The organism is Methyloversatilis sp. NSM2 (assembly GCF_038066675.1).
GTDB classification, from domain to species: Bacteria; Pseudomonadota; Gammaproteobacteria; order Burkholderiales; family Rhodocyclaceae; genus Methyloversatilis; species Methyloversatilis discipulorum_A.
This window is the reverse complement of record NZ_JBBUKV010000001.1, coordinates 1,236,842-1,254,813: the sequence shown is the minus strand read 5'-3', so window position 1 is coordinate 1,254,813 and position 17,972 is coordinate 1,236,842. Positions and strand designations below refer to the sequence as shown.

The 17,972-nt window shown below is 64.6% G+C and carries 16 protein-coding genes; 11 read left to right on the top strand and 5 right to left on the bottom strand.

Annotated elements, in window-relative coordinates; translation table 11 throughout:
• Nucleotides 1-50: 50 nt before the first annotated feature.
• The 5 genes from WJU27_RS05675 to WJU27_RS05655 all read right to left on the bottom strand — a co-directional run bounded on the left by WJU27_RS05675 (nucleotide 51) and on the right by WJU27_RS05655 (nucleotide 5,059).
• Entirely contained in the window at nucleotides 51-1,226 is a 1,176-nt protein-coding gene (locus WJU27_RS05675; RefSeq protein ID WP_341421404.1) for a trans-sulfuration enzyme family protein, read from the bottom strand.
• A 155-nt stretch (nucleotides 1,227-1,381) separates the two neighbouring features.
• A complete protein-coding gene (locus WJU27_RS05670) occupies nucleotides 1,382-1,849 on the bottom strand; it encodes a hypothetical protein (protein ID WP_341421403.1) in 468 nt (155 codons plus the stop codon).
• Nucleotides 1,850-2,047: 198 nt separating this feature from the next.
• Nucleotides 2,048-2,941 carry an adenylate/guanylate cyclase domain-containing protein gene (locus tag WJU27_RS05665; RefSeq protein WP_341421402.1) on the bottom strand — a complete coding sequence of 298 codons (894 nt, stop codon included), beginning with the start codon at nucleotides 2,939-2,941 and terminating at the stop codon, nucleotides 2,048-2,050.
• Between the two features lie 6 nt (nucleotides 2,942-2,947).
• Nucleotides 2,948-3,940 (bottom strand): HpcH/HpaI aldolase/citrate lyase family protein, encoded by a 993-nt coding sequence (locus WJU27_RS05660; RefSeq protein WP_341421401.1) that lies wholly within the window; start codon nucleotides 3,938-3,940, stop codon nucleotides 2,948-2,950.
• Between the two features lie 126 nt (nucleotides 3,941-4,066).
• Complete coding sequence (locus WJU27_RS05655; RefSeq protein ID WP_020164564.1) at nucleotides 4,067-5,059, bottom strand: malate dehydrogenase; 993 nt, start codon at nucleotides 5,057-5,059, stop codon at nucleotides 4,067-4,069.
• A 223-nt stretch (nucleotides 5,060-5,282) separates the two neighbouring features.
• On the opposite strand from WJU27_RS05655, the gene WJU27_RS05650 reads away from it, so the two are divergent.
• From WJU27_RS05650 to zapE, 11 genes are all read left to right on the top strand, one after another.
• On the top strand, nucleotides 5,283-6,011 hold the full coding sequence (locus WJU27_RS05650) for a GntR family transcriptional regulator (RefSeq protein WP_019918357.1): 729 nt from the start codon (nucleotides 5,283-5,285) through the stop codon (nucleotides 6,009-6,011).
• A gap of 54 nt (nucleotides 6,012-6,065) precedes the next feature.
• Nucleotides 6,066-6,452 (top strand): succinate dehydrogenase, cytochrome b556 subunit, encoded by a 387-nt coding sequence (gene sdhC / locus WJU27_RS05645; RefSeq protein ID WP_019918356.1) that lies wholly within the window; start codon nucleotides 6,066-6,068, stop codon nucleotides 6,450-6,452.
• Complete coding sequence (gene sdhD, locus WJU27_RS05640) at nucleotides 6,446-6,793, top strand: succinate dehydrogenase, hydrophobic membrane anchor protein (RefSeq protein ID WP_020164565.1); 348 nt, start codon at nucleotides 6,446-6,448, stop codon at nucleotides 6,791-6,793. Before sdhC ends, sdhD begins: the two co-directional genes overlap by 7 nt.
• The gene (gene sdhA, locus WJU27_RS05635; RefSeq protein WP_296811272.1) at nucleotides 6,794-8,581 is read left to right on the top strand and encodes a succinate dehydrogenase flavoprotein subunit; all 1,788 of its coding nucleotides are present in this window, start codon (nucleotides 6,794-6,796) and stop codon (nucleotides 8,579-8,581) included. It abuts the gene before it with no gap.
• A 10-nt stretch (nucleotides 8,582-8,591) separates the two neighbouring features.
• Nucleotides 8,592-9,302, top strand: a complete 711-nt coding sequence (locus tag WJU27_RS05630) for a succinate dehydrogenase iron-sulfur subunit (RefSeq protein WP_341421400.1) — start codon at nucleotides 8,592-8,594, stop codon at nucleotides 9,300-9,302.
• A gap of 2 nt (nucleotides 9,303-9,304) precedes the next feature.
• Nucleotides 9,305-9,565 carry an FAD assembly factor SdhE gene (locus tag WJU27_RS05625; protein WP_019918352.1) on the top strand — a complete coding sequence of 87 codons (261 nt, stop codon included), beginning with the start codon at nucleotides 9,305-9,307 and terminating at the stop codon, nucleotides 9,563-9,565.
• A 50-nt stretch (nucleotides 9,566-9,615) separates the two neighbouring features.
• Complete coding sequence (gltA, locus tag WJU27_RS05620) at nucleotides 9,616-10,908, top strand: citrate synthase (RefSeq protein ID WP_341421399.1); 1,293 nt, start codon at nucleotides 9,616-9,618, stop codon at nucleotides 10,906-10,908.
• Between the two features lie 185 nt (nucleotides 10,909-11,093).
• Nucleotides 11,094-13,913 (top strand): 2-oxoglutarate dehydrogenase E1 component, encoded by a 2,820-nt coding sequence (locus WJU27_RS05615; RefSeq protein ID WP_020164569.1) that lies wholly within the window; start codon nucleotides 11,094-11,096, stop codon nucleotides 13,911-13,913.
• A 28-nt stretch (nucleotides 13,914-13,941) separates the two neighbouring features.
• Entirely contained in the window at nucleotides 13,942-15,231 is a 1,290-nt protein-coding gene (gene odhB, locus WJU27_RS05610; protein ID WP_341421398.1) for a 2-oxoglutarate dehydrogenase complex dihydrolipoyllysine-residue succinyltransferase, read from the top strand.
• Nucleotides 15,232-15,326: 95 nt separating this feature from the next.
• On the top strand, nucleotides 15,327-16,763 hold the full coding sequence (lpdA, locus tag WJU27_RS05605) for a dihydrolipoyl dehydrogenase (RefSeq protein WP_341421397.1): 1,437 nt from the start codon (nucleotides 15,327-15,329) through the stop codon (nucleotides 16,761-16,763).
• Nucleotides 16,764-16,779: 16 nt separating this feature from the next.
• A complete protein-coding gene (gene zapE / locus WJU27_RS05600) occupies nucleotides 16,780-17,925 on the top strand; it encodes a cell division protein ZapE (RefSeq protein ID WP_029143678.1) in 1,146 nt (381 codons plus the stop codon).
• Nucleotides 17,926-17,972: the final 47 nt, after the last annotated feature.

Sequence of the window (17,972 nt, the reverse complement as noted above, 5' to 3'; positions counted from 1 at the left end):
TGACCCCTGACCCCTGACCCCTGACCCCTGACCCCTGACCCCTGACCCCTCTAGTCCCCGAGTGCCTGCACCAGATCCGCGATCAGGTCATCGGCGTCCTCGATGCCGATCGACAGGCGCAGCATCGAATCCGGAATGCCGCGCCGCGCGCGTTCTTCCGGCGCGATGCCGTGGTGGGTCGTGGTGCAGGGCTGGGTGACGAGGCTTTCGACGCCGCCCAGACTGGGCGCCAGCTTGATCAGGCGCAGCCGGTCGGCGACGCGGGTGGCGTCGGCGCCGTCGCCGCGCACGACGATGCTCAGCATGCCGCCGAAGCCATCCATCTGAGCCTTTGCCAGCGCGTGGCCCGGCGCGTCCGGCAGACCCGGATAGTGAACGCGCGCGATCTTGGGGTGGCGCGACATCGCCTCGGCCACCGCCTGCGCGTTGGCATTGTGCTGACGCACGCGCACGACCAGCGTGCGCAGGCTGCGCGACAGCAGCGCGGCGGTTTCCGGCGACGGCACGGTGCCTAGATTCTTGCGCCAAGCCTGAATCGGCTCCAGCAAGGCTTTGCTGGCCATCAGTGCACCGGCGGTCAGATCGCTGTGACCACCCAGATACTTGGTCGCGCTGTGCATGACGATGTCGGCGCCCAGTTCGAGCGGCCGCTGGTTCACCGGCGAAGCGAAGGTGTTGTCGATGGCCACCAGCGCGCCGTGCGCATGCGCCCTGTCGGCAAGCGCGCGGATGTCGACGATGTCCAGCGTGGGGTTGGTCGGCGTCTCGAAGAACACCAGCCCGACGCCATCGGCCAGCAGCGCGTCGAGCCTGTCGGACTCGCTGCCGAGAATGCAGTGCGTGCGCAGGCCGAGGTCCGGCAGCTGCTGTTCGAGCAGTTCCAGCGTGCCGCCATAGGCATCTCCGACGCAGACGATGCCCTTGCGGCCGTGCGTCAGGAAAAGCGCACTGAGGGCTGCCATGCCGGACGAGAACACCCAGGCCGCCTCGGCCGACTCCAGACCGGCCAGCGTTTCCTCGACCGCCTGAATCGTCGGATTCAGACCGTAGCGCGTGTACAACCCACCACGCCTGCGGCCGTCGATCACCTCGAGCAGATCGGCGGTCGAATCGAAACCGAAAGTGGTGGTGTTGTAGACCGGCGGGTAGGGGCTGCCATAGGCGTCACCGGTCGTGTGACCGTGAATTGCGCGAGTGGCGAGGCGTGTGTGCTTGCTGCTGGACATGGGCGGCTTTCCTTGCGGACTGAGGACCGAAGGATACGCCGCCCATGTTGGCGGTGTCTCCGGATCAGCGCGGCTGGCCGATCCGGCCTCCCGGTATGTAGACGAGCGCTGCAAGCTCACGCACGCTGTTCGTCGCGAACTTGCGCTCGGACATGTCAGTAGGCGGCCGGCGACTTGGCTGCGGTCTGCTCCACCGGTGCCGTCTTCTCGTCGCGACGGTCGATGGTGACCGATTCTCCCATCAGGACACGGAGGTCGTTCGGATAGTCGTAACCGGTGCCCTTGTTGTGGTCGATGATGGCGCCGATGCCACCGCCGAATATGATGTTGCCCCACATGCTTCCGGCCGAGCGCGAGATGGCGCGCAGGAAGCCGTCGCTCATGCCGTCCTTCTTGCATTCGACATTCAGGTCTTCCGCCGAGCGACGGATCATGACGTTACCGGGGGCGGTCGCTGTCCAGCTGCCCTTGTCGTTCTTCAGCGTGCACTTGGTCTGGTCGACCGCATCGCCGCCCTGGGTGCGCGCACTGAGCGTGACGGTCTGCATTTCGCTGGAGGTAATGGTCGAGCAGCCGCCGAACAGCGACGCGCTCAGAATCAGCAAAGGAACGGTGGTCTTCAAGAGAGGGGCCTCATGGTGAAATGCCCCGCCAGTTGTAGAGTACGACTTTAGTTATATGCAAAAAGAATCGAATTTTGCGGGGCGCGCGGACTATAGAGGGTGAATGGCCCTGTCATCCTTGAATGACAAAATTTTACGATTCGCGAGCGCGAATGTATGCGCCGCCAGGGTCGGTCGGCGAGCTCGAATCAGCGATGTTCAGCCCAGGCAGAAGAACTCGACCACGTCGCTCGCTGCGCTGCGCGGCGAGCCGAAGGCGAGCCAGCCGTGGCCGTCGATGACGACTTCCTCGCGCGTCAGTGCGAATTCGTGGCGACCCTCGATGGTGACGAAGGTGCCGTTGCTGGAGCGGTCGGTCAGCACGAAGCGGTCGCGGCGGAATTCGAGGTCGCAGTGCTGGCGCGAGGCGCGGGCGTCCTTGACCAGGATGTCAACGCCGGCGTCGCGCCCCATGCGCAGGCGCGGGTGTTCTGCGCCGAGCAGCCAGACGCGGCCACCGTGGTAGACGCGCATTTCCAGCTTGCCGCTGCTGAAGTTCAGTCCGCCGACATGGGTGACGTGCTCCGAGTGCTCGCAGCGCAGTTCGCACATTTCGACCGAGCGCGCGACGCCCTTGACGACGCGCGGCGGCATCGGCCGCACCATGTGCTGAAAATGTTCACTGAGGCGCACCGCGGCTTCGGTCGACACGATGGCACGGCCATGGCTGCCCAGTTCCGACAGGCGGGCAGCGATGTTCACCGATTCGCCATAGATGTCGTCACCAGTCTCGATGACCGGACCGTAGTGGAAACCGGTGCGCACGCCGAGCGAAAAATGCGTGGCCAGCGGCAGGCCACTGATGTCGCGGTGGATGGCCAGCGCGGTGTCGGCGGCGTGGTCGCAGGCGCGGAAGGTGGCGAGCAGGCCGTCACCTGTCATCTTGATCACGCGACCGGAACTGCCGATGACCGAGTCGCGCATGGTGCGCAGGCAGCGGTCGATCAGCGCGAAGGCGGCGGTGTCGCCCATGCGCTCATAGAGCTGCGTGCTGCCCACCAGATCGGCGAACAGCACGGCGCATTCCTTCGATACGGGCGGTACGCGGGCCATGATTCCTTATGCGAAGAAGCGGCTGCGCACGTCGTCGGGCAGGGCGACGCCGGTGGCGTGTGCGCGGGCGAGCAGTTCCCAATAGTAGCGATAGGAGGCGCGGTCGTGCAGCGTATCGTGGTGCCGCGTCGGGCCCCAGCTCGCGTCCTGTGCGCCGCAGAGGATGGCGATCGCGTCCTCGACTTCGCTGAAGTCCGGCCGCATCTCTTCGACGATGGGCAGGATCTGGTTCGGATGGATGCTCCACATGCGCATGAAACCGAACTGACGACGTGCCAGGCGGGCGTCGTTGCGGATGAAGTCGACGTCGCGGATTTCGGTGGTGACGTTGTGCGTCGGCACCACACCGCAGCCGTGCGCCGCGGCGGCGATTTCGCACTTGGTGCGCACGATGATGGGGTGTTCGAACTGGGTCGGGCTCTTCATCGCGTCGCCCGGCAGCGCGCCGTGGTGGGCGCTGACGAAGTCCATCAGTCCGAGGTCGATCGATTCCACGCGTTCCATCGCAGCGATGTTCCACACCTCGCGCAGCGCACCGTGACTTTCGATCAGCACGTGCACCGGAATGCTGCGCTTCAGGCCGGCCATCGTTTCGCAGGTGCGCAGCCAGTCGAGCTGCACGCGCACGTCGTCGGCCGAGCGCGCCTTGGGTAGCGTGATGAAGGCAAGCTTGTCGCCGGCTTCGCCGACGATCACATCCATGTCGGCCTTCCAGTGCGCATGCGTCACGTCGTGGATGCGCACGCCGACGCGGTTGTAGCGGTTGTCCTCACCGGCGATTACGGACGCGCACAGCTTGCGGTGTTCGACCTCCTTGCCGGCGGCCGCGCCGTCCTCGCAATCGCAGGTGACGTCGAAGATGGGGCCCAGTTCGGCCTGCAGCGCGAGCGCCTTGCGCATCAGCTTTTCCGAGCCGGCGTAATGGTCGACGGCGGGCAGGATGGGGAAGGGCTTGTCGCCCTTGTACAGCACCTCGCGCGGATGGACGGCAGCATTCATGCGGACAACTCCGGCATAAAAAAAGCGGCCACGTTACCGGGCCGCTTCTTTCGATTCAAGCCTGTACGCCGCCGGACCGACCCGGCAGAGCGGGGTGATCCGTAACGGGCGCACATGACCGGCAGATCAGAGCAGGTCGGCGACGCCGGCGCGCTCCTCTTCCAGTTCGGCCAGCGTCTTGGCGACGTAGGGCTTCGAGAACTCGTCGATCTCCAGGCCCTTGACGATGGTGTACTCGCCATTGGCGCAGATGCAGGGGAAGCCGAACACCAGGCCTTCCGGGATGCCGTAGGAGCCGTCGGACGGCACGCCCATGGTCACCCAGTCACCGTTGGAGCCGAGGTGCCAGTCACGCATGTGGTCGATCGCAGCGTTGGCGGCCGAAGCTGCCGACGACAGGCCACGGGCCTCGATGATGGCGGCGCCACGCTTGCCGACGGTCGGCAGGAAGGTCTTGGCGTTCCACTCCTGGTCGTTCACCAGCTTGGCGACGCTGTCACCGTTCGAGGTGGCGAAGCGGTAGTCGGCGTACATCGTCGGGCTGTGGTTGCCCCACACGGTCATCGTCTTGAACGACGACACCGGGCGGCCGATCTTGGCCGACAGCTGCGACAGCGCGCGGTTGTGGTCCAGACGCAGCATGGCGGTGAAGTTCTTCGCCGGCACGCGGCCACCGGCCTTGGCGGCGGTCTTCATCGCGATGTAGGCGTTGGTGTTGCAGGGGTTGCCGACCACCAGGATCTTGCAGTTCGGGCTGGCGTTCTGGCCGATGGCCGCGCCCTGCACGGTGAAGATCTTGGCGTTTTCGGTCAGCAGGTCCTTGCGCTCCATGCCGGGGCCGCGCGGACGGGCGCCGACCAGCAGCGCGAAGTCAGCGTCCTTGAACGCGACGTTCGGGTCATCGGTGGCGATCATGCCGGCGAGCAGCGGGAAGGCGCAGTCGTCCAGTTCCATCATCACACCGGTCAGCGCCTTCTGGGCCTGCGGCAGGTCGAGCAGTTGAAGAATGACCGGCTGGTCCTTGCCGAGCATTTCGCCGCTGGCGATACGGAACAGCAGGGCGTAGCCGATTTGACCGGCAGCGCCGGTCACCGCGACGCGAAGAGGCGTCTTTGACATGGTGGTCTCCTGTCTGAGGATGGGACGGGGCGTTATCAGTGCGTTGTGCGCGGGCCGAATTATGGTCGACCCGCGGCAGTTTTGACACACAGCACAAAAATCGGCGTTCGCAACCGGGGCTGGCCGGCCGGAAAGTGCGTTTTTGCACGGCATCAATTTATATCATATATAAGACATCAGACACGATGTAGACGTGACAGGATTTCTGTGCTGAAATTGTTGCATGGCACAGGAATCCCCCACCTTCAGCCCGCTGTATCGACAGATACGCGGCTTGCTCACGCAGGCATTGCAGAGTGGCGAATGGCGTCCGGGTGAGGCGATCCCGAGCGAAACCGAACTCGCCCAGCGCTTCAACGTGAGTCAGGGTACGGTGCGCAAGGCCATCGACGAGATGGCGGCGGACAACCTGCTGGTACGCAAACAGGGTAAGGGTACCTTTGTTGCGACGCATCACGATCCCCGCGCATTCTTCCGTTTTCTCCGTCTCGCGCCGATCAACGGCACGATCGAAACCTCGCAGAGCGTGCCGCTCGAATGCTGGCGCGCGCGCGCCGGCCAGGAAGTGGCGCGCACGCTGGACGTCGAGGTCGGGTCGCAGATCATCATCGTGCGCCGCCTGCTGAAGTTCGCCGGCAAGCCGGTGGTGATCGACGAGATCTATCTGCGCGGCGACCTGTTCCCGGGGCTCAATCTCGACGTCCTCAAGGAGCAGCAGGGCTCGCTCTATTCCTTCTTCGAAACCCGTTTCGGCGTGCGCATGGTGCGCGCCGAGGAGCGTCTGCGCGCGGTCGCGGCGGATCGCCAGAGCGCCGATTACCTCGAGGTGCAGGAAGGCAGCCCTTTGCTGTCGGTCGAGCGTGTGGCCTACACCTATGACGACAAGCCGGTTGAATGGCGCCGCGGTCTGTGTTCGACCGCAGACCACTACTACCTGAACAACCTGAATTGACGGAACCGGCGACGACCGGCGTGTGACACGACTTTTTCCAGGAGAGCGAGCCAGATGGCCAATACAGCCAGCAAGACCAGACCGAAGCACCTCCAACTGACGGCGATACGCCTGCCGTTGCCGGGCATCGTGTCCATCCTCCACCGCATCAGCGGTGCCGGCCTTTTCCTCTGTCTGCCGCTGCTGCTGTGGCTGTTCGACGCCAGCCTGGGCTCGCCGGACACCTTCGAATCGTTCAGCGCGGTGGTCGGTCATCCGCTGGCCAAACTTCTGCTGCTCGGCCTGATGTGGGCCTACCTGCATCACTTCTGTGCCGGCGTCCGCTTCCTGCTGCTGGACATGCACAAGGGCCTCGAACTTGCCACCGCGCGCAAGAGTTCGGTCGCCGTGCTGGTCGTGAGCCTGACGCTTACCGTGATTCTGGGGGTGAAACTGTGGTGAATCGTGTCGTTGTCGGTGCCCACTACGGGCTGAAGGACTGGCTGGGCCAACGCATCACGGCGGTCGTGATGGCGGTCTACACGCTCATCTTCGCGGTCGGCGCGCTGTCGATGGGCGAATTGAACTACGAGAACTGGCACGGTCTGTTCGCAGGTGGGTTCATGCGCTTCGCGACCTTCCTGTTCTTCGCGTCGCTGATGTACCACGCCTGGGTTGGCGTGCGCGACATCTACATGGACTACATCAAGCCCACCGGCGTGCGCGTCGTGCTGCATGCGGTGACCTTGCTTGCCCTGATCGGCTATCTGGGCTGGGCAGCCCAAGTTCTCTGGAGACTGTAAGTGAGCGTACCTGTCCGCAAGTTTGATGCAGTCATCGTCGGCGCCGGTGGCGCCGGTCTGCGCGCCGCCATCCAGCTGTCCGAGGCCGGCCTGCGCACCGCAGTGATTTCCAAGGTGTTCCCGACCCGCTCGCACACCGTTGCGGCGCAGGGCGGCGTGGCCGCCTCGCTCGGCAACTCGGAAGAGGACCACTGGCACTGGCATATGTACGACACCGTCAAGGGCTCCGACTGGCTCGGCGACCAGGACGCGATCGAATTCATGTGCCGCAAGGCCAACGAGGTGGTGATCGAGCTCGAACACTACGGCATGCCTTTCGACCGCCTCGATAGCGGCAAGATCTACCAGCGCCCGTTCGGCGGCCACATGTCGAACTTCGGCGAAAAGCCGGTCCGTCGCTCCTGTGCCGCCGCCGACCGTACCGGTCACGCGATGCTGCACGCGATGTACCAGCGCAACGTCAAGGCCAACACCCAGTTCTTCATCGAGTGGATGGCGCTGGACCTGATCCGCGACGAAGCGGGCGACGTGGTCGGCGTGACCGCGATGGAGATGGAAACGGGCGAAGTGTTCGTGTTCCACGCCAAGGCCGTACTGTTCGCGACCGGCGGTGCCGGACGCATCTATTACAGCTCGACCAACGCCTTCATCAACACCGGTGACGGTGTGGGCATGGCGGCGCGTGCCGGCATCCCGCTGGAAGACATGGAGTTCTGGCAGTTCCATCCGACCGGCGTGGCCGGTGCAGGCGTGCTGATCACCGAAGGCGTGCGCGGCGAAGGCGGCATCCTGCGCAATGCTTCCGGCGAGCGCTTCATGGAACGCTACGCTCCGAACGCCAAGGACCTGGCTTCGCGCGACGTGGTGTCGCGCGCGATGGTGACCGAAATCAACGAAGGTCGCGGCTGCGGTCCGAACAAGGACCACGTGATGCTGGACATCACCCACCTCGACCCGGCCACCATCATGAAGCGCCTGCCGGGCATCCGCGAGATCGGCATCCAGTTCGCCGGCGTCGACGCGATCAAGGAACCGCTGCCGGTGGTGCCGACCTGCCATTACCAGATGGGCGGCATCCCGACCAATTACAACGGTGAAGTCGTGGTGCCGAAGGACGGCAACCCGAGCACGCCGGTACCCGGCTTCTACGCCGCCGGCGAATGTGCCTGTGCTTCGGTGCATGGCGCCAACCGCCTGGGCACCAACTCGCTGCTCGACCTGCTGGTGTTCGGCAAGTCGGCCGGCGAGTCGATGGTCGAGTACATCAAGGCTCAACCCGCCGCGCACAAGCCGTTGCCCGCCAATGCTGCCGATTACTCGCTGTCGCGCATCAACCGTCTGGACACGCAGACCGGCGGCACCGCGGTCGGCGCCACCCGTCTGGCCATGCAGCGCACGATGCAGGCGCACTGTGGCGTGTTCCGCTTCAAGGACATGCTGGCCGAAGGCGTGAGCAAGATTCTCGACATCGAGAAGATGGTTGCCGCGACCGAAATCAAGGACAAGTCCAAGGTGTTCAACACCGCCCGCCTGGAGGCGCTGGAACTGGACAACCTGATCGAGGTGGCCAAGGCGACCATCGTGTCGGCCAATGCGCGCACCGAATCGCGCGGCGCCCACGTGCGCGACGACGCGACCGACACCCCCGAACGTCCTGACGGCCGTGACGATGTGAACTGGCTCAAGCACACGCTGTGGCACCGCGAGGGCAACAAGCTCGAGTACAAGCCGGTGAACATGAAGCCGCTCACGGTTGACACCATCGCGCTGAAGAAGCGCGCCTACTGAGGATCACAGCATGACTGCCCGTACTGTCGAATTCAGTATCTACCGCTTCGACCCGGACCGCGACGAAAAGCCCTACATGCAGTCGATCTCGATCGAGCTCGACGGCACCGAACGCAAGCTGCTCGACGCGCTGGTCAAGCTGAAGGACAAGGACGACTCGCTGTCCTTCCGCCGCTCCTGCCGTGAGGGCGTGTGCGGTTCGGACGCGATGAACATCAATGGCAAGAACGGTCTGGCCTGTCTGACCGACATGAAGGACCTGCAGTCGCCGGTGGTGCTGCGTCCGCTGCCCGGCCTGCCGGTCGTGCGCGACCTCATCGTCGACATGACCCAGTTCTTCAAGCAGTACCACTCGATCAAGCCTTACCTGATCAACGACGAACATCCGCCCGAGCGCGAGCGTCTGCAGTCGCCGGAAGACCGCGAGGAACTGAACGGCCTGTACGAGTGCATTCTCTGTGCCTGCTGCTCGACCTCCTGCCCGTCGTTCTGGTGGAACCCGGACAAGTTCGTCGGCCCGGCCGGTCTGCTGGCCGCCTACCGTTTCATCGCCGATACGCGCGACCAGGCCACCAGCGAACGTCTGGACAACCTGGAAGATCCGTATCGCCTGTTCCGCTGCCACACCATCATGAACTGCGTCGATGTGTGCCCGAAGGGTCTGAACCCGACGCGCGCCATCGGCAAGATCAAGGACATGATGGTCCGCAGGGCAGTCTGATCATGGACGACGCGGCCAATGACCAGCAGGTCAATATGGGGCGTCTGCGCTGGCACTGCCGGCGCGGGCTGCTCGAACTCGACCTGGTCCTGCAGCGCGTCGTCGAGGGAGGGTTGCTGGAGGAGTTGAGTGAACAACAGAGAGCAGAGCTGTTCGAACTGCTCCATTACGACGACATCACCTTGTTGGCGATTGTCAGCGGGCGCGAAGAATGTGAGGAGCCGCGCCTGAAGGGGATGGTCGATCTGCTGCGCGCAGTCTGACGCGCACTGGTTTCGGCCCGGGCTTTTTTGAGGAAGTGAAGAGGTTAGACATGACAAATCAACGCACCGCCACGCTGACCATCGATGGACAGACCACCGAATTCCCGATCATGAGCGGGACGGTCGGACCTGACGTGGTTGATATCCGTACGATGTACGGCAAGACCGGCATGTTCACTTACGACACCGGTTACCTCTCCACCGCCAGCTGCAAGTCGTCGATCACCTACATCGATGGTGACAAGGGCGAGCTGTGGTATCGCGGTTACCCGATCGAGCAGCTCGCAGAGAACTGCGACTTCCTCGACGTGTGCTACCTGCTGAAGAACAGCGAACTGCCGACCGCAGCCGAAAAGACAGAGTACGTCAGCCAGATCAAGCGCCACACGCTGGTGCACGAGCAGCTGGCCCGCTTCTACGCAGGCTTCCGTCGCGACGCTCACCCGATGGCCATCATGGCCGGTGTGGTCGGCGCGCTGTCCGCCTTCTACCACGACGGCATGGACATTTCGGACCAGGCTCATCGCGACATCTCGATCAATCGCCTGATCGCCAAGATGCCGACCATCACGGCCATGGCCTACAAGTACTCGGTCGGCCAGCCCTTCATGTACCCGCGCAACGACCTGAGCTATGCCGGCAACTTCATGTACATGATGTTCGGCACGCCGTGCGAGGAATACAAGCCGAACCCGGTGCTGGAAAAGGCGCTCGACCGCATCCTGACGCTGCATGCCGATCACGAGCAGAATGCATCGACCTCGACCGTGCGTCTGGCCGGTTCGTCGGGCGCCAACCCGTACGCGGTCATCGCGGCCGGCATCGCCTGCCTGTGGGGTCCGGCGCACGGTGGCGCGAACGAAGCCTGCCTGCAGATGCTGGAAGAGATCGGTGACGTGTCGCGCGTGCCCGAGTACATCAAGCGCGCCAAGGACAAGAACGACAGCTTCAAGCTGATGGGCTTCGGTCACCGCGTCTACAAGAACTTCGATCCGCGCGCCAAGCTGATGCGCCAGACCTGCTACGAAGTGCTGACCGAACTGGGCCTGGAAAACGACCGCCTGTTCAAGCTGGCGATGGAACTGGAGCGCATCGCGCTGGAAGACGAGTACTTCATCGAGAAGAAGCTCTACCCCAACGTCGACTTCTATTCCGGCATCGTGCAAAAGGCGCTCGGCATCCCGACCTCGATGTTCACCTGCATTTTCGCGCTGGCGCGTACCATCGGCTGGATCACGCAGTGGAACGAAATGATCACCGATTCCGAGTACAAGATCGGCCGTCCGCGTCAGCTCTACATCGGCCCGAACCGCCGTGACGTGAAGCCCGTCGAACAGCGCTGATTCACCGCAGCAGAGAGCCCCGCGGCCTGGCGGACGCCGCGGGGTAAAAATCAATACCGCATGCAGCAGGCCTTCTCGAATTTCCGCGAGACGGAAGGGGGCGCGGCACGACTGGCGCCACGTTCCCCGACCGCGCGGAAAGACGCGACAACAAACCCGGGCATCCCCGGGCGGAGGAGCGAGTCATGATGCACATGTTGAGCCATTCCTACCTCTTCGGGGGCAACGCGCCCTTCGTCGAGGAACTGTACGAGTCCTATCTCGCCAACCCCGGTTCAGTGCCGGACGCGTGGCGTACCTATTTCGAATCCCTCCAGCATCTGCCCGGCGCCGCCAGTGACGTGGCGCACGCCCCGGTCGTCGCGTCGTTCGCCGAACTGGCCAAGCGCGGCCCGGTCCGCATCGCGGCCGCCAGTGGCGACGACAAGCGTCAGGTCGGCGTGCTGCAGATGATCAATGCCTACCGCTTCCTCGGTAACCGCTGGGCCCAGCTCGATCCGCTCAAGCGCGCAGAGCGGCCGGACATTTCCGAACTCGAGCCGTCGCACTACGGTTTCACCGAAGCCGACCTGAACGACAGCTTCAGCACCGGCTCCTTCCGCTTCCCGCCCGAAGACCGCGCCAGCCTGCGCGAAATCCTCGAAGCGGTCCGGCAGGTGTATTGCGGCAGCATCGGCGCCGAATACATGTACATGGCCGACATCGCCCAGAAGCGCTGGATCCAGTCGCGCCTGGAGCCGATGCGCGGCAACTACGGCTACAGCGCCGACGACCGCAAGCGCTTCCTCGAGCGCACCACCGCGGCGGAAACGCTGGAACGCTACCTGCATACCAAGTACGTCGGCCAGAAGCGCTTCTCGCTCGAAGGCGGCGAATCGACCATCGTCGCGATGGACGAACTGGTGCGTGTAGCCGCAGGGCAGGGCGCGCAGGAAATCGTCATCGGCATGGCCCACCGCGGTCGCCTGAACGTGCTGGTGAACACGCTGGGCAAGGCGCCCTCGATGCTGTTCTCCGAGTTCGAAGGCAAGGCGGCATCCGACCTGTCGGCCGGCGACGTGAAGTACCACATGGGCTTCTCGTCCGACGTGAGCACGCCGGCCGGTCCGGTGCACCTGACCCTGGCCTTCAACCCGTCGCACCTGGAAATCGTGAATCCGGTGGTGGTTGGCTCGGTGTACGCGCGCCAGCGCCGCCGCGGCGACAAGACCGGTACCCAGGTCGTGCCGGTCATCCTGCACGGTGACGCGGCCGTCGCCGGTCAGGGCGTGAACCAGGAAATGCTGAACTTCTCGCAGACGCGCGGCTACGGCGTCGGCGGCACCGTTCACATCATCGTGAATAACCAGATCGGTTTCACCACCTCCGATCCGCGCGACTACCGCTCCTCGCTGTACTGCACCGACATCTTCAAGATGGTCGAGGCGCCGATCTTCCACGTGAATGGTGACGACCCGGAGGCTGTGGCTTTCGTCACCAAGATGGCGATGGAATTCCGCGCCGAGTTCAAGAAGGACGTGGTGATCGACATCATCTGCTACCGCAAGCTCGGTCACAACGAGCAGGACGAGCCGATGGTGACGCAGCCGCTGATGTACAAGAAGATCGCCGCCCACCCGGGCACGCGCAAGCTGTACGCCGACCGCCTGATCTCCGCCGGCATCATCGACGAAGCCGCCCCCGAGCGCATGATCGCCGACTACCGCGCGGCACTGGACGAAGGTCGTCTGGCCAGCAACCCGGTGCTCACCAATCACCAACGTCGTTTCGCGGTGGACTGGACGCCCTTCCTGAAGCAGCCCTATACCGACGACTGCGACACCCGCGTGCCGCGCGAGGAACTGGCGCGTCTGGGCGAGCGCCTCACGACGCTTCCGGAAGGCTTCTCGCTGCATTCGCGCGTGCAGAAGATCATCGACGACCGGCGCGGCATGGCCGCCGGTACGCAGCCGGTCGACTGGGGCATGGGTGAGAACCTGGCCTACGCGACGCTGCTGGTCGAAGGTTATGGCGTTCGCGTGTCCGGCGAGGACTGCGGCCGCGGCACCTTCTTCCACCGTCACGCCGTGCTGCACGACCAGAAGCGTGAGAAGTGGGACAGCGGCAATTACATGCCGCTGCAGCACCTGCAGGACAACCAGGCGCCGTGCGTCGTGATCGACTCGGTGCTGTCGGAAGAAGCCGTGCTGGCCTTCGAGTACGGCTACGCGACCACCGAGCCGAACGAACTGGTGGTGTGGGAAGCGCAGTTCGGCGATTTCGCCAACGGCGCCCAGGTCGTGTTCGACCAGTTCATCGCCTCCGGTGAAGCCAAGTGGGGCCGCCTGTGCGGCCTCACCATGATGCTGCCGCACGGCTACGAAGGGCAGGGCCCCGAGCACTCGTCGGCGCGCATCGAACGCTACATGCAGCTGTCGGCCGAGAACAACTGGCAGGTCACCATTCCGACCACGCCGGCGCAGATCTTCCACCTGCTGCGCCGTCAGATGCTGCGCAAGGTGCGCAAGCCGCTGGTCATCATCACGCCGAAGTCGCTGCTGCGTCACAAGGACGCCGTGTCCTCGCTGGACGAACTGTCCAACGGGCGCTTCCAGCCGGTGATCCCGGAGGTCGACGCGCTGCAGGAGAAGGACGTCGAACGCGTCATCCTGTGCAGCGGCAAGATCTACTACGAGCTGCTGGCTCATCGCCGTGCCCAGGACATCAAGAACGTCGCCATCCTGCGTCTCGAACAGGCCTACCCCTTCCCCGGGGCGGAGCTGTCGGCGCAGCTGGTGCGCTATCCGAATGCCAAGGGCGTGACCTGGGTACAGGAAGAGCCGCGCAACCAGGGCATGTGGTACTGGCTGATCTCGCGTGCCTTCCTTGGCAAGGCACTGGGCGATCTGAAACTGGAACTGGTGTCGCGTCCGGCCTCGGCGTCGCCGGCGGTCGGCTACGCCGCCAAGCATCTGGCGCAACAGAAGGCGGTCATCGAAGCAGCGTTCGAAGGAGTGGGGCGCTGAGGCGCCTCCGACAGGGAGAAAGAATCAAATGCTTATCGAAGTGAAGGTTCCCCAGCTGTCCGAATCGGTGGCCGAAGCCACGCTCGTGCGCTGGCACAAGAAGGTCGGCGAGGCGGTGTCGCGAGATGAAAACCTGATCGACATCGAGACCGACAAGGTCGTACTCGAAACGCCGGCGCCGGATGCCGGCGTACTGGTGGCGATCATCAAGCAGGATGGCGCTTCGGTCACCAGCGGCGAGCTGATCGCCCAGATCGACACCGACGCCAAGGCTTCGGCGGCCGTCCCGGCCGCTGCGCCTGCTGCCGCACCGGCCGCGGCGCCGGCCGCCGTCGCCAGCGCGAGCACGTCGGCTGCGGTCTCCGGTCCGGCCAGTCCGGCGGCGCGCAAGATCATGGATGAACGTGGCCTGTCGGCCGGCGATGTGCAGGGTACCGGCCGCGGTGGCCGCATCACCAAGCCGGATGCCGCGGGCGCACCGCAACCGGCAGCGCCCGCCCCGGCAGTGCCGTCTGCCGCCGTCGCGCGTCCGGCACCGACCGCCGCCCAGTCCGCCGCAGCGGCGCCTGCGCTGCCGCAGCCGCCGGTGCCGGTCCGTCTCGAAGAACTGCTGGCCGATCGCCCGCAGCAGCGCGTTCCGATGTCGCGCCTGCGAGCCCGCGTCGCCGAACGTCTGCTGCAGTCGCAGGCGCAGAACGCCATCCTGACCACGTTCAACGAAGTGAACATGGGCCCGCTGATGGAACTGCGCAAGAAGTACGCCGAGAAGTTCGAGAAGACGCACGGCGTCAAGCTCGGCTTCATGTCCTTCTTCGTCAAGGCGGCCCTGCAGGCGCTGCGCAAGTTCCCGGTGCTGAACGCGTCGGTCGACGGCAACGACATCGTCTATCACGGCTTCTTCGACATCGGCATCGCGGTCGGCAGCCCGCGCGGTCTGGTGGTGCCCATCCTGCGTGACGCTGACCAGATGAGCTTTGCCGACATCGAGCAGAAAATCGCCGAGTTCGGCCAGAAGGCCAAGGACGGCAAGCTGTCGATCGAGGAACTGACCGGCGGTACGTTCTCGATCTCCAACGGCGGCGTGTTCGGCTCGATGCTGTCGACGCCCATCATCAACCCGCCGCAGTCGGCCATCCTCGGCATCCACGCGACCAAGGATCGTCCGGTGGTCGAGAACGGCCAGATCGTGATCCGCCCGATCAACTATCTGGCGATGTCCTACGACCACCGCATCATCGACGGACGCGAAGCGGTGCTCGGCCTGGTGACCATGAAGGAGGCGCTGGAAGATCCGGCCCGCCTGCTGTTCGACGTATAAACCCTCTCATTGCATGTTGACGTCTGCGCGCCGCCCGGAGAGAGGGCCGGGTGGCGCGCCGGACCAAGACTGCTTCTTTTTCCGGAGCAATTAAGATGTCCAAGGAATTTGATGTCGTTGTGATCGGTGCCGGCCCCGGCGGCTATGTCGCCGCCATCCGTGCCGCCCAGCTGGGTCTGAGCGCGGCCTGCATCGAGTACAACAGCTACGCCGACCCGAAGGGCGAAGTGCGCCTCGGCGGCACCTGCCTGAACGTCGGCTGCATCCCGTCGAAGGCGCTGCTGCAGTCGTCCGAACTGTTCGAACAGGCCAACCACAGCTTCGTCATGCACGGCATTTCGGTCGAGTCGCCGAAGATGGACGTGTCGGTGATGATGAAGCGCAAGGACAACATCGTCGGTCAGCTCACCACCGGCATCCGCGGCCTGTTCAAGAAGAACAACGTGACGCTGCTGTCCGGTCTGGGCAGCTTCGCCGGCCGCGAGAACGAGAAGTGGAAGATTGCGGTCACCCGCAACGGCGCCACCGAACACGTGCTGGCCAAGCACGTGATCATCGCCACCGGTTCGCGTGCCCGTCATCTGCCGGGCATCGAGGTCGACAACAAGGTGATCTGCGACAACGAGGGCGCGCTCGCCTTCGACGGCGCACCGAAGAAGCTGGGCGTGATCGGCGCCGGCGTGATCGGCCTGGAACTGGGCAGCGTGTGGAAGCGCCTCGGCGCCGAAGTGACCATCCTCGAAGCCGCACCGGAATTCCTGTCGGCCGCCGATGCGGCGATCACCAAGGAAGCCTGGAAGACCTTCACCGCCAAGCAGAAACTGGGCATCAAGCTCGGTGCCAAGATCGGCAAGGTCGAACGCACCGACGCCGGCGTGCGCGTCGAGTACGAGCACAAGGACGAGCAGCACGTGCTCGAATGCGAACGCCTCATCGTGTCGGTCGGTCGGGTGCCCAATACCGACGGTCTGGGCGGCGAATCGGTCGGCCTGAAGATCAGCGAGCGCGGTTTCATCGAGGTCGACGCACAGGGGCGTACCAACCTCGCCAATGTGTGGGCGGTCGGCGACGTCGTACCGGGCCCGATGCTGGCGCACAAGGGCATGGAAGAGGGCGTCATGGTGGCCGAGTGCATCGCCGGTCAGCACGGACACGTCAATCACGACACCGTGCCCTGGGTCATCTACACCCATCCGGAAATCGCCTGGGTCGGCAAGACCGAGGCCCAGCTGAAGGCCGAGGGCATCGAGTACAAGGCCGGCCAGATCCCGTTCGCCGCCAACGGCCGCGCGCTGGGGCAGGGTGACACCACCGGTTTCGTGCGCATGTATGCCTGCGCCAAGACCGACCGCATCCTCGGCGTGCACGTGATCGGCAACAACGCGTCGGAACTGATTGCCGAGGCGGTCGTGGCGATGGAATTCGGTGCCTGCTCGGAAGACATCGCGCGCATCTGCCACGCACATCCGACGCTGTCGGAAGTGATGCACGAAGCCGCGCTGGCCTGCGACAAGCGTCCGCTGCACTTCTGACCCGGACCCGCGCACCATGCCTCCGCACAAGATACTGAACGTTCCCGAGCGGGGCATGCTGGACACCTTCGAGGCCCAGCTCAAGGTGCGCGGTTACACCGCCGACGCGTCGCAACGCGCTGCCGCCGAGCGGCTGCAGAAGCTGTACGGCGAGCTGCTCGATTTCAAGGCAGCCCGCCGCACCCAGCTGCGCAAGCTGCTGTCGCGTGCGCAGCCGCCGCGCGGAGTCTGGTTCTGGGGTGGTGTGGGGCGCGGCAAGAGCTTCCTGATGGACTGCTTCTACGACGCCGTGCCCTATCGTCGCAAGAAGCGCGTGCATTTCCACGCCTTCATGCAGCAGATCCACGAGGCGCTGAAAAAGCACAAGAACGAAGCCGATCCGCTGGCGCAGGTGGCCGACGAAATCGCGCGGGCGACCCGCCTGCTGTGCTTCGACGAGTTCCACGTATCCGACATCGCCGACGCGATGATTCTCGGCCGTCTGGTCGAGGCGCTGTTCGAGCGCGGCGTCGTGTTCGTCGCGACCTCCAACTATCCGCCGGACGGGCTGTACCCGAACGGCCTGCAGCGGCAGAACTTCCTGCCCACGATCGAACTGCTGAAGAAGCGGCTAGAAGTGTTCGAGCTCGACGCCGGTATCGACTACCGCCTGCGCTCGCTCGAACGGATGGACATCTTCATGGTGCCGGGCGGCCAGGACGCCGATGCCAAGCTGGCCGATGACTTCCGCCAGATCTGCGGTGAACCCTGCCCGCCGGGGCCGCTGGAAATCCTCGGCCGCACGCTGAAGACGCGCGACCGCTCGCTCGGCGCCGCCTGGTTCGACTTCGACGACATCTGTGGCGGCCCTCGGTCGCAGAACGATTACCTCGAACTGGCGCGCCGCTATCACTCCATCCTGATTTCCAACGTGCCGAAGATGGGCCGCGACCAGGCCAACGAGGCACGCCGCTTCACCTGGCTGGTGGACGTGCTGTACGACTTCCGCGTGAAGCTCATCGTATCGGCCGAGGTCGAGGCGCAGGATCTCTACACCGACGGCCCGCACGCCAACGAATTCACCCGCACGGTGAGCCGCCTGATCGAAATGCGCACGCGCGAGTACCTGGCGTCGGCGCACCGCGTCGATTTCGCCGGCAGCATGTCCACCGTCGCCGCCTGATTCGCCGTCGCGGTCCTGGTCGCAAGGCCGACAGACCGCGTCACCCC

Excerpts from the sequence above, each read along its gene's own strand:
- WJU27_RS05675 (WP_341421404.1), bottom strand. The coding sequence starts at position 1,226 with ATGTCCAGCAGCAAGCACACACGCCTCGCCACTCGCGCAATTCACGGT.
- WJU27_RS05665 (WP_341421402.1), bottom strand. The coding sequence starts at position 2,941 with ATGGCCCGCGTACCGCCCGTATCGAAGGAATGCGCCGTGCTGTTCGCC.
- WJU27_RS05660 (WP_341421401.1), bottom strand. The coding sequence starts at position 3,940 with ATGAATGCTGCCGTCCATCCGCGCGAGGTGCTGTACAAGGGCGACAAG.
- WJU27_RS05655 (WP_020164564.1), bottom strand. The coding sequence starts at position 5,059 with ATGTCAAAGACGCCTCTTCGCGTCGCGGTGACCGGCGCTGCCGGTCAA.
- WJU27_RS05650 (WP_019918357.1), top strand. The coding sequence starts at position 5,283 with ATGGCACAGGAATCCCCCACCTTCAGCCCGCTGTATCGACAGATACGC.
- sdhC (WP_019918356.1), top strand. The coding sequence starts at position 6,066 with ATGGCCAATACAGCCAGCAAGACCAGACCGAAGCACCTCCAACTGACG.
- WJU27_RS05630 (WP_341421400.1), top strand. The coding sequence starts at position 8,592 with ATGACTGCCCGTACTGTCGAATTCAGTATCTACCGCTTCGACCCGGAC.
- WJU27_RS05625 (WP_019918352.1), top strand. The coding sequence starts at position 9,305 with ATGGACGACGCGGCCAATGACCAGCAGGTCAATATGGGGCGTCTGCGC.
- gltA (WP_341421399.1), top strand. The coding sequence starts at position 9,616 with ATGACAAATCAACGCACCGCCACGCTGACCATCGATGGACAGACCACC.
- WJU27_RS05615 (WP_020164569.1), top strand. The coding sequence starts at position 11,094 with ATGATGCACATGTTGAGCCATTCCTACCTCTTCGGGGGCAACGCGCCC.
- odhB (WP_341421398.1), top strand. The coding sequence starts at position 13,942 with ATGCTTATCGAAGTGAAGGTTCCCCAGCTGTCCGAATCGGTGGCCGAA.
- lpdA (WP_341421397.1), top strand. The coding sequence starts at position 15,327 with ATGTCCAAGGAATTTGATGTCGTTGTGATCGGTGCCGGCCCCGGCGGC.
- zapE (WP_029143678.1), top strand. The coding sequence starts at position 16,780 with ATGCCTCCGCACAAGATACTGAACGTTCCCGAGCGGGGCATGCTGGAC.